At 42.1% G+C, this 13,920-nt stretch carries 13 protein-coding genes; 11 read left to right on the top strand and 2 right to left on the bottom strand.

The annotated features are described in order from the left end of the window. Positions 1-141: 141 nt before the first annotated feature. Together ACOVQQ_RS02090 and fsa are read left to right on the top strand one after the other, a co-directional pair. A complete protein-coding gene (locus ACOVQQ_RS02090; RefSeq protein ID WP_421816723.1) occupies positions 142-948 on the top strand; it encodes an SDR family oxidoreductase in 807 nt (268 codons plus the stop codon). 44 nt (positions 949-992) lie between these two features. After that, a complete protein-coding gene (gene fsa / locus ACOVQQ_RS02085; protein ID WP_421816722.1) occupies positions 993-1,649 on the top strand; it encodes a fructose-6-phosphate aldolase in 657 nt (218 codons plus the stop codon). Between the two features lie 28 nt (positions 1,650-1,677). Here fsa and ACOVQQ_RS02080 read toward each other — a convergent pair whose 3' ends face one another. Beyond that, the gene (locus ACOVQQ_RS02080; RefSeq protein ID WP_421816721.1) at positions 1,678-3,216 is read right to left on the bottom strand and encodes a TlpA family protein disulfide reductase; all 1,539 of its coding nucleotides are present in this window, start codon (positions 3,214-3,216) and stop codon (positions 1,678-1,680) included. An 11-nt stretch (positions 3,217-3,227) separates the two neighbouring features. Here ACOVQQ_RS02080 and ACOVQQ_RS02075 point away from each other — a divergent pair, with 11 nt between their 5' ends. After that, positions 3,228-4,844, top strand: coding sequence for an ABC-F family ATP-binding cassette domain-containing protein (locus ACOVQQ_RS02075; protein ID WP_421816720.1), 1,617 nt, complete (start codon positions 3,228-3,230; stop codon positions 4,842-4,844). A 236-nt stretch (positions 4,845-5,080) separates the two neighbouring features. Here ACOVQQ_RS02075 and ACOVQQ_RS02070 read toward each other — a convergent pair whose 3' ends face one another. Beyond that, entirely contained in the window at positions 5,081-6,493 is a 1,413-nt protein-coding gene (locus ACOVQQ_RS02070) for a sensor histidine kinase (RefSeq protein ID WP_421816719.1), read from the bottom strand. A gap of 188 nt (positions 6,494-6,681) precedes the next feature. Between ACOVQQ_RS02070 and pyrR the strand changes: the two genes are divergently transcribed. The 8 genes from pyrR to ACOVQQ_RS02030 all read left to right on the top strand — a co-directional run bounded on the left by pyrR (position 6,682) and on the right by ACOVQQ_RS02030 (position 13,694). After that, on the top strand, positions 6,682-7,233 hold the full coding sequence (gene pyrR / locus ACOVQQ_RS02065; RefSeq protein ID WP_421816718.1) for a bifunctional pyr operon transcriptional regulator/uracil phosphoribosyltransferase PyrR: 552 nt from the start codon (positions 6,682-6,684) through the stop codon (positions 7,231-7,233). Beyond that, positions 7,230-8,156, top strand: coding sequence for an aspartate carbamoyltransferase catalytic subunit (locus ACOVQQ_RS02060; protein ID WP_421816717.1), 927 nt, complete (start codon positions 7,230-7,232; stop codon positions 8,154-8,156). Before pyrR ends, ACOVQQ_RS02060 begins: the two co-directional genes overlap by 4 nt. Before the next feature lie 34 nt (positions 8,157-8,190). Next, on the top strand, positions 8,191-8,523 hold the full coding sequence (locus tag ACOVQQ_RS02055) for a ribonuclease Z (protein ID WP_298144771.1): 333 nt from the start codon (positions 8,191-8,193) through the stop codon (positions 8,521-8,523). A gap of 11 nt (positions 8,524-8,534) precedes the next feature. After that, positions 8,535-9,458: a ribonuclease Z gene (locus ACOVQQ_RS02050; protein WP_421816716.1), complete on the top strand. Its 924-nt coding sequence runs from the start codon at positions 8,535-8,537 to the stop codon at positions 9,456-9,458. Between the two features lie 2 nt (positions 9,459-9,460). Continuing rightward, a complete protein-coding gene (gene pdxH, locus ACOVQQ_RS02045; RefSeq protein WP_421816715.1) occupies positions 9,461-10,093 on the top strand; it encodes a pyridoxamine 5'-phosphate oxidase in 633 nt (210 codons plus the stop codon). Between the two features lie 113 nt (positions 10,094-10,206). Continuing rightward, on the top strand, positions 10,207-10,692 hold the full coding sequence (locus ACOVQQ_RS02040; RefSeq protein WP_421816714.1) for a SixA phosphatase family protein: 486 nt from the start codon (positions 10,207-10,209) through the stop codon (positions 10,690-10,692). After that, positions 10,689-12,794 (top strand): polyphosphate kinase 1, encoded by a 2,106-nt coding sequence (ppk1, locus tag ACOVQQ_RS02035; RefSeq protein ID WP_421816713.1) that lies wholly within the window; start codon positions 10,689-10,691, stop codon positions 12,792-12,794. Before ACOVQQ_RS02040 ends, ppk1 begins: the two co-directional genes overlap by 4 nt. A 9-nt stretch (positions 12,795-12,803) precedes the next feature. Beyond that, positions 12,804-13,694: a rod shape-determining protein gene (locus tag ACOVQQ_RS02030; protein WP_298144782.1), complete on the top strand. Its 891-nt coding sequence runs from the start codon at positions 12,804-12,806 to the stop codon at positions 13,692-13,694. Positions 13,695-13,920 lie beyond the last annotated feature (226 nt).

The following is a 13,920-nucleotide window of genomic DNA, read 5'->3' as shown; positions in this document are numbered from 1 at the left end:
ACTCCCCCAGGATGGGAACATAGCAAGGGTAAGCGGTTGAGCGGTGCGATGTAGGGAGCTTGCCATTTTTTATGCGCTAAAATCAACGATCACTCAACCGAAATCAAATATCTTAGCAGCGCATTTTTTCCCGAAATAAAGATGGAATCTCAGAAAAAAGTCATTCTAGTAACCGGCGCCTCCTCAGGAATCGGATTAGCTATAGCCGAACACTTAGCCAAAAACGGTCACCTCGTTTACGGAACCAGTCGATCGATTAAAGCACATCCGCTTTTTACTTTTTTGGAAATGGATGTTCGCGATGAATCTTCTGTCAAAGCAGCTATTCAAACGGTAATCGAACGAGAAAATCGACTTGATGTCGTTATAAATAATGCCGGCGTGGGAATTACCGGGCCTTTGGAAGAAACTCCATTAAACGAAGCTAAAAATCATTTCGACACCAACTTTTTTGGAGCCATTTCGGTTATGCAAGCAGCACTTCCGCAATTGCGTAAACAGCAATCGGGGCTAATCATCAATGTGACTTCTATCGCAGGTTATATGGGACTACCCTTTCGGGGAATTTACTCGGCGGGAAAAGCAGCTCTCGAAGTACTAACGGAAGCCGTACGACTCGAAACGGCACAATTCAATATCAAGATTTGCAATGTGGCTCCAGGCGATTTTGCCACAAATATTGCCGATCGCAGGTATCACGCTCCCGTCATTGAAAACTCGGCCTATGCAAAAACATATGGCGCAACACTGAACGAAATAAACAGCCATGTACACTCAGGTTCGGATCCGATAGAAATGGCTCAAGCGATCGCGAAAATTATAAACACGCCGGAACCAAAAATTCACTACAAAGTTGGTTTATTCATGCAAAAATTCTCGATTGTTTTAAAGCGAGTACTACCCGATTTGACCTACGAAAAAATGTTGCGCAGACATTTTAAGTTATAATCCAACGAAAGATTACCTTTGCAGCGATTTTTAAACACACAACTATGAAGTTTTTTATTGATACCGCCAACCTCGATCAAATTAAAGAAGCACAAGCTTTAGGTGTTCTCGACGGAGTAACCACCAATCCAAGCCTTATGGCAAAAGAAGGAATTACAGGCAAAAACAATATCTTAAAACACTACGTTGACATTTGTAACTTAGTAGATGGAGATGTAAGTGCCGAAGTAATTGCCACAGATTATGAGGGCATGATCCGCGAAGGTGAGGAATTAGCCGATTTACATGAGCAAATTGTTGTGAAGCTGCCTATGACTAAAGAAGGTGTGATGGCAACTAAATATTTCTCAGACCGTCGAATAAAAACCAATGTTACACTCGTTTTTTCGGCCGGACAAGCCTTGTTAGCGGCTAAAGCTGGTGCAACCTACGTTTCGCCATTTATTGGTCGATTGGATGATGTAAGTACCGACGGTTTGGCGCTCATCGAAGAGATTAGAACAATTTATGACAACTATGAGTACGAAACACAAATTCTTGCCGCATCGGTTCGTCATACCATGCATATTGTAAATTGTGCGAAAATTGGCGCTGATGTAATGACCGGACCACTTTCGGCAATTGCTGGACTGTTGAAACACCCACTAACCGATATTGGATTGGCACAGTTTTTAGCCGATTACAAGAAAGGAAACGAATAAAAAAAGCTGTCGGTTGACAGCTTTTTTTTTACATTTTAGATTCAAATGCCACGTCAAACAAACTCACAAACGCGTTGGCAATATTTCCGCGACTATCGGTAATAATGGTTCTGTGAATTTTATTGATGACCCATTTCTTACGAAGATCTTCAAAATCGGCTGCGCGGTATTCTGAAATGGTTCCAAACTTAAAATTCGCTAAGGTTTTGGTCCACTTCTGTTGATTTTTATCCACATTAATAGCAATAAACTTGTAATCCGGATGCTTCTTCTGGAAGTCTTGAATTCGTTTGTGCGCGGCAATCAAATGACTTTGCAAACTTTCGCTCCAAAAGAAAATAACCGTTTTTTCTGTTACAATGTCGTCTGAATTAAACGTTTTCCCTGCAGCATCAAGCAACTGCACCGAAGGCAAACGCTTTCCAGCGGTTAGCTGCTGAATGGCATTACCCATTTGTCTGATCTCAGATTGCTTGGATTTATCTGTAGAAACTCGATAATACGTATCTAAGAACCGCTTGTTATTAGAAATATTTTGATCTTCCAACATATACATAAAAGCAATGTTGTTTAAAATCGAATTTTTAATGGTCTCGTTCTTAAACAAGGTATCGGCAACTTTTATCTTGTGGATGTTTATTTCGAGAGATTGATCGCGCAAATCATCGGCATCGTGTGCTGAAGACATTGCAACATTGTTCAACATAAAATTCAGGTAACTGATAAACGGTGCATAGCCAATTAAATCGGTATCGTTAAAATTTACGTTTTCTCGATGCTCGTAATAATCTTTCGGCAGGTCGTTTAAGATTTTGTGACCGGTACGCATTTGGTGAACGATCGGATACACTTCCTTTTTACTAAAGTGGTTGTAATCGATCATAGCACGCGCAAACTTATCAAAGCCGTCCGACCATTTTATTTCTTTTTTCTTCTTGCTGTAAAAATCTTGCTTCAACACGTTTAATGAGTCAATTTTCGCACTGAAAAGCTTGTAATCAGTGTCGAAGTAATCGAAAAGTACGTCTTTGTCGCGTTCGTTCTTGAGATACAAATCCATTAAAACGTTGTTCTTTTGAGCGCCTCGCCCGGAATAAACGATAGACTCGTCAAAATCTTCAGGATTGATACGTACCAAAATCGAGTCGTTTTTATCGAAATATACGTACTGGTATTCAGGTTCGTATTTAAACGTATATAAGCCTTCTGGTAGCGAATCGAACTTCGCGAAAAAACGATTATTAGCATCTAATTTGATGGTATCAATCACCTTGTCGTTCTTACAAAACAAAACGTATTCGCCTGTGGCTTTGGTTACTAGACCTCCGAAATAAGCTGTGTGGTTATCTTTATCGAAGTCCGATTTACAACTGCAACATAAAACTGCGTAAATGCTCGCTGCGAGTTGCAGGCGGTATTTGCTAAAAAAATGTATGAATCCCAAACTCATGAAACAAAAATAGCCGTACAACCTAAACTCAATTGTTAATGCTCCGTTAAATAACAACACTTTACCATATTGCTCGTACTTGTCGAAACCGTTTATAAACACTACTTTTGCAGCCAATTTTTTCGAGTATGCTTACAGTAAACAACTTATCGGTACAATTTGGCAAACGTATTCTCTTCGACGAGGTTAACACAACCTTTACACACGGAAATATTTACGGAGTCATTGGTGCAAATGGTGCAGGAAAATCGACGTTTTTGAAAATTCTAAGCGGAAAAATGGACCCGACTTCCGGACACGTTTCGCTAGAACCCGGAAAACGTATGTCGGTTTTAAACCAAAACCACAACATGTTCGACGAACATACTGTTTTGGAAACGGTACTTATGGGTAATCATGTGTTGTTTGCCGTAAAGAAAGAAATGGATGAGTTGTATCTCGATTATAACGATGCAAATGCCGATCGTATTGGCGAACTTCAGGTACAATTTGAAGAAATGAACGGTTGGAACGCCGATTCAGACGCGGCTGCACTCTTATCGAATTTGGGTATTGGCGAAGAATTTCACTACACGCCTATGGCCGATATGGATGGAAAACTGAAAGTACGCGTACTTTTAGCACAAGCGCTTTTTGGAAATCCAGACGTATTGATTATGGATGAGCCAACAAACGACCTAGATTTTGAAACGATTCAATGGCTTGAAAACTTCTTAGCAAACTACGAAAACACAGTAATTGTTGTTTCGCACGACCGCCACTTTTTAGACGCCGTTTGTACGCATATTTCGGATATTGATTTTGGAAAGATAAACCACTATTCGGGCAACTATACCTTTTGGTACGAATCATCGCAATTAGCGGCAAAGCAGCGCGCGCAACAGAACAAGAAAGCGGAAGAAAAGAAAGCTGAATTAGAGGAATTCATTCGTCGTTTTAGCGCCAACGTAGCAAAATCGAAACAAGCTACATCGCGTAAAAAGATGATTAGCAAATTAAATATCTCGGAAATCAAGCCTTCAAGCAGACGTTATCCGGCGATTATCTTCGATCAAGAGCGCGAAGCTGGAGATCAGATTTTGAACATCAAAGGTTTGTCGGCTAGTTTAGATGGCGAAGTTTTGTTTCAGAATGTGGATTTAAACATGGCAAAAGGCGATAAAATAATCGTGTTTTCGAAAGATTCGCGTGCTACCTCAGCCTTTTACGAAATCATCAACGGTAATATGAAAGCCGATGCGGGAACTTTTGAATGGGGTGTTACAACCAACCAAGCGTATTTACCGCTCGATAATCACGCATTTTTTGACAACGATTATACTTTGGTAGATTGGTTACGTCAGTACGCAAAAACCGAAGAAGAACGCGACGAAGTTTATATAAGAGGTTTTCTTGGGAAAATGATTTTCTCGGGGGAGGAAGCTTTGAAAACAGCTCGTGTTTTATCGGGTGGCGAAAAAGTTCGTTGTATGATTTCGCGCATGATGATGGAACGCGCTAATGTACTTATGCTCGACGAACCAACGAATCACCTTGATTTGGAATCGATTACGGCATTCAATAATTCACTAAAAAACTTTAAAGGCTCGGTTTTGTTAACTACGCACGATCACGAGTTTGCACAAACTGTGGGTAACCGCATGTTAGAACTTACACCAAACGGTGCGATAGACCGCTACATGCTTTTCGACGACTATTTAGACGATCCGAAAGTACAGGAACTTCGCGCGAAGATGTATTCGTAATAGAAATTCGCAGTTTTTATTTGGTGACCCAAACATTGTCGATAAATCATCGTATTTATTGCTTTTTCTTAGGTAAGAAACGGAGTTTTGTACGAAACGTGTTTCACGTATCGTTGCGCACTCTTTTCCGCAACACCGATGGAAGCGATATCCTTTTGCCGAAGGTACGAAGGCAAAAGATACAGCGGACAGCGGGACGGCGAGGAGGAATCGACGACGCCGGGTTGCCCTAACAATTACAACACACTCTTCGGCAAGAAAACAAAGAAAGTAGATCCCTGATTTTCGGAACTGCTTACCGTGACAAAACCGTTGTGGTTGTCGACAATTTTCTTGACAATGGCCAAGCCAATGCCTGTTCCGGAATACGCAGATGCCGGATGCAGCCGCTGAAACAAATCGAAAATTTTATCCTTAAAAGCTTCATTAAAGCCAATGCCGTTGTCGGAAACTGATATTTGATAGTACTCGGTAGCCTGCGGATTAAAACCAAACGCCGACACTTCTTTAGCAGTAACCACGCGATTTTGAACCGTAATATACGGCTTCACATTAGGGGCAACATACTTCATGGCGTTCGAAAATATGTTTACCAACAGCTGCGGAAACTGCTTTACAATTACCTCAATTTCAGGCGTTCCGCTCACAACAATGGTTGTTCCAGTACTTTCGATTTCCTCCTGATTCTGCGTTTGAATTTTGGCAACTAAATCGAAAAAATCTACTTTCTCGGCTTTGAATTGCTCGGCATTTAAACGCGAATACGACAACAAATCTTGAATTAAATCTTGCATGCGCTTGGCGGCATCTTGCGCGCGAAGCAAATAATACTTGGTTTGTTCGCTTACTTCACTCGAATCTTGATTGACCACGCGCGACAAAAACGTTTGAATTTTACGAAGCGGCTCTTGCAAATCGTGCGATGAAATGTAGTTAAACGACTCCAACTCTTTGTTCATGTTTTTGAGTTCGATGTTTCGGTTGGCCAGCTCTAAGTTTCGTTGGGCCAAATCTTCTTGAAAAGCATTAGATCGTGCCAGTTCGCGTGTTATTCCCAAATAAGAAAACACAACGATTACGATACTTAAAATACTTAAAACAGCCGTGAGCAGTGGCGCTAGGGTCGATTCTTGCGACAGCAAAGCTTGCCGTTTTTTGAGTAAAATAATTTCTTCGTTGATGATTTCTTTATTCAATGCACGAATTTCTTCCATGATAGAACGCGCTACCAGCCAGCGTTTCGGCGATATTTTAATGGAATCGGCGTCGCGCATGATCGCATTCATGAAACGAATTCGACGATCGATGTTTTGCTTGAGTTCGAGCATGCGCTGTTGCTGATCAAAATTATCGCTTATTAACGCGGTGCATTTGTTGTATGCCGCTAAAGTGGCTTTTACTGCCTGTGAATATTGTTGTTTAAAGACAGGCTCATGGCTAAGCACGTAAGCACGTTGCGAAGATTCGGCATCTTTTAAATGCGAAAACAAATCGTTTACCTGAAACATGACGTTGTTGGTATGACTCACTAAGCGCGAGGCGTTTGCCATATTGCCGGATCGCACGAAAGAAATTACCGACAACGATACCAATAAGGCAGCAGCTAAAATGAAAATATATTTAATGTGCTTGAGGTGCTTTTGCTGCATGTTGGGCGAATTTCAGCGAAGCTACAAAGTTTAACCGAATACCGATTTACAAGATTTTCAGGTTTATGCTGTGACATTTCCCGATGGAACGATTAAAAACAACACTAAATTTGTTGGAAATCTAGCCGATTTATAATTGCACAGCGGCGTATAATTTTTACCTTTGACCAACACAACAAAAGAGTGAAATGAGCCACAAGTTGCTACTCAACGGCAAAGAAATAGAAGTGATTCTGAATCGCTTGGCCTGCCAGCTTCTTGAAAAACACGGCGATTTTTCCAACACCGTTTTAATTGGTATTCAGCCGCGAGGAAGCTTTCTCGTAGAACGAATTTCTGCCTTACTGCAAAACGAGTATCAGGTTAAAAATCTGAAAACAGGTTTGTTGGATATCACCTTTTTTCGAGATGATTTCAGACGTCATAACAAAAGTCTGGAAGCCAATCAAACGCAAATTGATTTTTTGGTCGAAGACAAGAAAGTTGTTTTTATTGACGATGTATTGTTTACCGGACGCAGTATTCGAGCGGCACTTACCGCCATTCAAAGCTTTGGCCGACCGGCAGTTATCGAACTTTTGGTATTAATCGACCGCCGTTTTAGTCGCGACTTACCTATACAACCCGATTACCGCGGTCGTCAGGTTGATGCCATTAACAACGAACGTGTTGTCGTTTCCTGGGGAAGCGATTCTAGTGAAAATGCTGTTTACTTAAAACGAACCCAAACTGAATTATGAGCACCCTAAGCGTCGATCACCTGCTGGGCATCAAATACTTGCAACCGCAAGACATCGCGCTGATTTTTCAAACAGCCGATCAATTTAAAGAAGTAATCAACCGACCGATAAAAAAAGTACCGTCGCTGCGCGATATCACTGTAGCAAACATCTTTTTTGAAAACTCGACCCGTACAAAACTCTCTTTTGAGTTAGCACAAAAACGCCTTTCTGCCGATGTAATAAGTTTTTCTGCTGCACAATCGTCTGTAAAGAAAGGAGAAACCTTACTTGATACAGTCAATAATATCTTGGCGATGAAAGTCGACATGGTTGTCATGCGACATTCATACGCCGGAGCAGCACATTTTCTGGCAAAACACGTCAACGCGCGTATCATCAATGCCGGCGACGGTGCCCACGAACACCCAACACAAGGCTTACTCGACAGTTACAGCATTCGCGAAAAACTCGGCGAAGTTGGTGGAAAAAAAGTGGTTATTGTTGGAGATATTTTGCACTCACGTGTAGCGTTATCGAACATTTTTGCTCTCAAAATGCTTGGCGCAGAAGTGAAAGTATGCGGACCTTCGTCGTTGATTCCTAAATTTATAGAGAGCTTGGGTGTTACGGTTGAAACCGACTTGCGAAAGGCTTTGGAATGGTGCGATGTTGCCAATATGCTACGAGTACAAAACGAGCGTATGGATTTTAGTTATTTTCCGAACAGTCGAGAGTATGCCATGCGTTACGGAATAAACAAAGAACTGTTGGAATCGCTTTCCAAAGAAATTATTATTATGCATCCCGGACCGATCAATCGCGGTGTGGAAATTACTTCGGAAGTCGCTGATTCCGGACAATCAATCATTTTAAACCAGGTGGAAAACGGTGTTGCCATCCGTATGGCAGTTATTTACTTATTAGCTGAGAAAATTCGTTAAAATATCGTAATTTGCTGCTTAGAATTCAGAAGCCATGAAAGTAGAAGCACACGGACATACCAACATTTTAAAAGATACCCAAGGTGATCTTACCGCTTTTATCATGAAGGTGTCTCACGAACACAAATCGTTCTCCGACAAGAATTTAGTTGTGGATTTATCTGCACATCAATCGCTCACCAAAAAACACCTGATCGAGTTCACTCCGCTTTGTCGCATGCATGCTAAAGGGAAAAAGTCGTTTGTCATTGTCTGTGAAAACGTAAACTTTACCGAGATGCCTAAAGAATTGGTAGTAGTACCAACCCGACAAGAAGCGCTAGACCTCATTGAAATGGACGAAATAGAGCGCGATTTAGGATTTTAACAAACAATACCTTGAATTTAACCATATTAGGTTGTTACGCAGCTACTCCACGAACGTTCTCTAATCCGACCTCTCAGGTTTTAGAAATCCGCGATCGTGTTTTTTTAATCGATTGTGCCGAAGGAACACAAGTTGCCTTGAGAAGGAACAAAATTAAGTTCGGAAAAATCAATCATATTTTTATATCGCATTTACATGGCGATCATTTTTATGGCTTAATCGGATTGATTTCGTCGTTTGCCCTACTCAATCGAACCACCGAACTACACGTTTACGGTCCAGAAGGCATTAAGGAAGTAATTTTACTTCAGCTCAAACTCGCCAAGGCGTATACACAATACCCGCTGTACTTTCACGAACTTACGTCGACAGAACCGGAAATCATTTTCGAAGATGAAAGAGTTCGCGTTTCAACAATTCCGTTACAACACCGAGTGTATACCAACGGATTTTTATTTGAAGAAAAACAACGCGAACGGAAACTAAATGCCGATGCCTTACGCGAATTTAAAGTCGATGCTAGCCAGATGCACAATTTAAAAGCAGGTAAAGACTATGTAACCGAAAGCGGAAGTATTATTCCAAATCGGGATCTCACACTCGATCCGCGACGAAGTTTGCGTTACGCCTACTGCTCCGATACACAGTATTTTGAAGAACTCGCTACCCTGATTAAAGATGTCGACGTTCTCTATCACGAATCCACATTTCTTAATACCGAAATACATCTCTGCGAACGCACCAAACATGCTACGGCTGCACAAGCTGCGAACATTGCTAAATTGGCTGGAGTTCGAAAATTGATCCTCGGACATTACTCGACACGTTACGACGGCATCGAACTTTTCAAAACAGAAGCCGAAACCATTTTTCCCGATGTTCATTTAGCCGACGACGGCAAAAGCTTTAACTTTGAAGTAGATTTTAATTTGTAATCATGGCCGATTTAAGCGATTTTAGAAAAGTATACGACAAAGGTTTTTTAGTGGAAAACGATCTACCTAATTCTCCTTTCGATTTATTTGAAAACTGGTTTAAAGCTGCTGCCGAAACTGGCACTTACGAAGCCAATGCCATGACACTTGCAACAGCTACAGCTACTGGCTATCCGCGAGCGCGCGTCGTTTTATTGAAGAGTTACGACGAAAACGGATTTGTATTCTTCACGAATTACGAATCGGCGAAAGGGCGTGCGTTAGCTGAAAATCCGCAGGTGTGTTTGGCGTTTTTTTGGGAAGAACAAGAACGTCAAGTAATTATTGAAGGCGTGGCAGAAAAAACAAGTCGCGAAGTAACACATGCGTACTTTCAATCGCGTCCGCGTGAGAGCCAACTCGGCGCATGGGCGTCGCCACAAAGTTCGGAAGCCACCCGAGAAGAACTGATTCAGAAATTAGAACAGCTCAACGAAAAATATCCCGACGAAATTCCAACACCCGAACATTGGGGCGGCTATTTGGTGAAACCTACAAAAATTGAATTCTGGCAAGGTCGCCCGAGTCGACTCCACGATCGCATTGTTTTTGAGAACGAAAACGGCAGCTGGAAACGCTATCGCGTGGCGCCCTAGCACTTTCGTTTTGAGAATTTTACGCTAGATCGATGAAAATCCACAGCGAATTTTAATCTTTCTTAACGCTCATCCCTACTCGATTTCATATCTTTAGCCGACAGCTTAAAGAGATGAGAAAACTGTATTTATTGCGGCATGCGAAAAGTAGCTACGAAGACGGACTGCCTGATTTTGAACGGCGTTTAGCTCCTCGTGGAATTGCCGATATTAAAGCCTTGAGCCCACATTTGTTCCGCATACTTCCCGATGATCTCACCATGTATTGTAGTCTGGCGAAAAGAACCCAACAAACCTTACAGTACTATTTGGATTACGCCGATATGAAGTGGACAAACGTGAACTACAAAAACAGTTTATACACCTTTAATGGCCGCGATCTCGAGAAAGTTATCCGCAGTTTTAACGACGACGGTAACGACGCCTTGGTAGTAGGCCACAACGAAGCCCTAACCGAATTTGTTCAGAAATTCGATTCCAACTTCACCGAACATATTCCAACTTCAGGCTTTCTCGAATTAGAGCTCGACAAAGACTCTTGGGCTGAATTCACCAAAGTAAAAGTGACCTTAAAATTGTTTCCAAAAGATATCCGATGAACGACGTACAAAACCGATACATCGACCGCGAAAAAAGCTGGTTAGCCTTTAATGCGCGTGTGCTACAAGAAGCTGGAGATCAAAACGTTCCCCTACTCGACCGACTCCGATTTTTAGGTATTTTTTCCAACAATCTCGACGAATTTTTCAGAGTACGCTATGCTGCCATTCGGCGTTTAAGCCTATCTGGAAAAACGGGCCATAAAATTCTCGGAGGCGTTGCCGCTAAAGATTTGCTGAAAGAAATTACAACAATTGTTATTCAACAGCAGTCGGAAAGCTTGCGCATACTCGATATCATTGAGAAAGAACTCGAAAAAGAAGGCATCTTTATGCTCAATGAAACACAGCTCTCGCAAAGCCAACAAATATTTATTCACGATTTTTTCATCCAGAAAGTTGCGCCAGCGCTGGTTACCGTAATCTTAAACGATCTTGCCGAATTTCCGATTCTTAAAGACACCAGTGGCTACCTAGCGGTGAAACTCGTGATGAAAGAACGCGGAAAAAGTATACTCGGTATCGTAACAGGAAAACCCGAAGTACGCTACGCCATTATCGAAATTCCCAAAACCATCAACCGTTTTGTGGTACTGCCTGCCGAAGATAACAAGCAATACATCATCATGCTCGACGATGTAATTCGCTATAATTTACACCACATCTTCAATATTTTCGATTACGAACGCGTTTCGGCTCACATGATTAAAATCACACGCGATGCGCAGCTCGAAATCGACTCCGACATGAGTAAAAGTATGATGGAGAAAATTGCACTTGGCGTGAAAGACCGACGTATTGGCGAGCCCGTACGTTTTGTGTACGATCAATCCATCGAAAAAGATACGCTGAAATTCTTTCTCGAGAAAATGCATATCGACTCAGAAGACAGCGTAATTCCAGGCGGACGCTACCACAACCGCCGAGATTATATGGATTTCCCGAATTTAGGTCGCTACGACTTACTTTACAAACCCATGCCCGGACTTCCCATTCCCGGTTTGAGTCTCGAAGGCAGTATTCTCGAACAAATCAGCCAACGCGATTACCTGCTCAACGCACCGTATCAAACATTTTCTTACGTTATAAAATTCCTTCGCGAAGCGGCGCTCGATCCGAAAGTAACCTGCATTAAAATTACTTTATACCGACTCGCAAAAAATTCGCAAGTCATTTCCTCGCTCATCAACGCAGCTCGTAACGGAAAACGCGTTGTAGTACAAATTGAGTTGCAAGCGCGTTTCGATGAAGCAAGTAATATTTCGTATGCCGAGCAAATGCAAACCGAAGGCATTGAACTCATTTTCGGAATTCAAGGTTTAAAAGTGCATTCAAAAATTTGCATGATCGAACGTATCGAACACGGCAAATTGCGCCGCTATGGCCTCATTTCAACCGGAAATTTCAACGAAAGTACCGCCAAAATTTACACAGATGTGACCTTGTTCACCGCGCATCAACAAATTTTAAAAGACGTTTCCAAAATATTCGAATTTTTCCACGTGAACTATCGTTTGTATCGCTACAAACACCTCATCGTTTCGCCACACCACACGCGTTCGCGCTTCAACAAACTCATCGACCGCGAAATCATGTATGCGCGTTTGGGTCGACCCGCTTTCATTAAATTGAAAATGAACAGCTTATCCGACCCAAAAATGATTGATAAACTGTACGATGCAAGTCGCGCAGGGGTAAAAATTCAGCTTCTAGTTCGTGGAATTTGCAGTTTAGTTCCAGGCGTGAAAGGCATGAGCGAAAACATTGAAGCTATTAGTATTGTCGATAACTTTTTGGAACACAGTCGCGTATACATCTTCTGTAACGACATGAATCAGGAAGTTTATATTTCGTCGGCCGATTTCATGACGCGAAACCTCGACATGCGTGTCGAAGTGAGTTGCCCGATTTACGACCAACAAGTTAAAGAAGAACTTATTGCGAGCTTCGATGTGGGTTGGAAAGGAAACGTAAAAGCGCGTTTACATGCCGAAAATCTCGCCAACAAATACCGTCCGCGAGGAACAAACCCAATGTTCCGAGCGCAATTCGAGACGTACAAATATTACGAAAGCCTGTTAGAATCCAATAATCATTTTTAAACCTGTCGGATGATTCATGTAAAACAATACGCTGCGATCGACGTAGGATCAAATGCCATGCGCTTGCTCATTGCCAACATCGTAGAAGAACACGGTAAGGAAACGCAATTCAGTAAATCATCGTTGGTGCGTGTGCCCATCCGACTCGGTCAAGAAGCCTTTACCGTGGGCGAGATCTCCGAAGAAAACATCGATCGAATGGTCGATGCCATGAAAGCCTACAAGCTCCTTATGAAAGTGCACCGCGTCGAAAAATACAAGGCATTCGCCACCTCGGCCATGCGCGAAGCTTATAACGGCTCGGAAATAGTTGAAATTATTAAAAAGAAAGCCGACATCAAACTCGAAATCATCGATGGAAAAAAGGAAGCAGCCATCATCGCATCGACTGATTTACACTTCCTACTTAAAACCGATCGCGCATTTTTGTATGTCGACGTAGGCGGCGGAAGCACCGAATTTTCGCTTTTTTCAGACGGTAAAATGGTCGCTTCAAAATCGTTTAAAGTGGGAACGGTGCGCTTAATCAACAACATGGTTTCGGAAATTGTTTGGCAAGAGGTCGAAAAATGGATTAAAACACATACGACTGATTTAGAGCAAGTTTCGTTAATTGGATCCGGCGGAAACATCAATAAATTGTTTAAGATGTCGGGCAAAACGCAAGAAAAGCCACTCTCCTACTTTTACCTCAACGCGCAAATGACAGAACTGAGCGCTTTAACATACGAGCAAAGGATTTACGAAAAAGGCTTAAATCCAGATCGCGCCGACGTAATTTTACCCGCCTTGAAAGTGTATCTAAATGCCATGAAATGGAGCGGCGCACGCAGTATTTACGTACCCAAAATTGGTCTCGCCGACGGCATCGTAAAAGCCATGTACTACGGAAGAATCTAGTTGAATAGTTTTTTTTGGGCAGCAATTCCCGCTTTCCATTGCAATACAACCTAGCGTTGTCGGTTTCGGCTGCTTTTGCAACAGCTTCCGTTGGTCGCTGCTGCAAAAACGCCTGCACACGCCACCGCTACGGCTGTATTTTCATTACAATCGGGGCTGCGGCAATCGTTATTAAAAAATTGTGCGCTTCTTAAACGTGTTGTTTTTCCTTCCGTATTCATACCTT

Source organism: Flavobacterium sp. (assembly GCF_049240005.1).
Lineage (GTDB): Bacteria > Bacteroidota > Bacteroidia > Flavobacteriales > Flavobacteriaceae > Flavobacterium.
The sequence above is the reverse complement of the archived record's forward strand: the minus strand, read 5'-3'. Positions and strand labels throughout refer to the sequence as shown.

What these genes read in the sequence shown, in the direction of transcription:
- ACOVQQ_RS02090 (WP_421816723.1), top strand. Translation starts at nt 142, where the DNA reads ATGGAATCTCAGAAAAAAGTCATTCTAGTAACCGGCGCCTCCTCAGGA.
- fsa (WP_421816722.1), top strand. Translation starts at nt 993, where the DNA reads ATGAAGTTTTTTATTGATACCGCCAACCTCGATCAAATTAAAGAAGCA.
- ACOVQQ_RS02075 (WP_421816720.1), top strand. Translation starts at nt 3,228, where the DNA reads ATGCTTACAGTAAACAACTTATCGGTACAATTTGGCAAACGTATTCTC.
- ACOVQQ_RS02070 (WP_421816719.1), bottom strand. Translation starts at nt 6,493, where the DNA reads ATGCAGCAAAAGCACCTCAAGCACATTAAATATATTTTCATTTTAGCT.
- pyrR (WP_421816718.1), top strand. Translation starts at nt 6,682, where the DNA reads ATGAGCCACAAGTTGCTACTCAACGGCAAAGAAATAGAAGTGATTCTG.
- ACOVQQ_RS02060 (WP_421816717.1), top strand. Translation starts at nt 7,230, where the DNA reads ATGAGCACCCTAAGCGTCGATCACCTGCTGGGCATCAAATACTTGCAA.
- ACOVQQ_RS02055 (WP_298144771.1), top strand. Translation starts at nt 8,191, where the DNA reads ATGAAAGTAGAAGCACACGGACATACCAACATTTTAAAAGATACCCAA.
- pdxH (WP_421816715.1), top strand. Translation starts at nt 9,461, where the DNA reads ATGGCCGATTTAAGCGATTTTAGAAAAGTATACGACAAAGGTTTTTTA.
- ACOVQQ_RS02040 (WP_421816714.1), top strand. Translation starts at nt 10,207, where the DNA reads ATGAGAAAACTGTATTTATTGCGGCATGCGAAAAGTAGCTACGAAGAC.
- ppk1 (WP_421816713.1), top strand. Translation starts at nt 10,689, where the DNA reads ATGAACGACGTACAAAACCGATACATCGACCGCGAAAAAAGCTGGTTA.
- ACOVQQ_RS02030 (WP_298144782.1), top strand. Translation starts at nt 12,804, where the DNA reads ATGATTCATGTAAAACAATACGCTGCGATCGACGTAGGATCAAATGCC.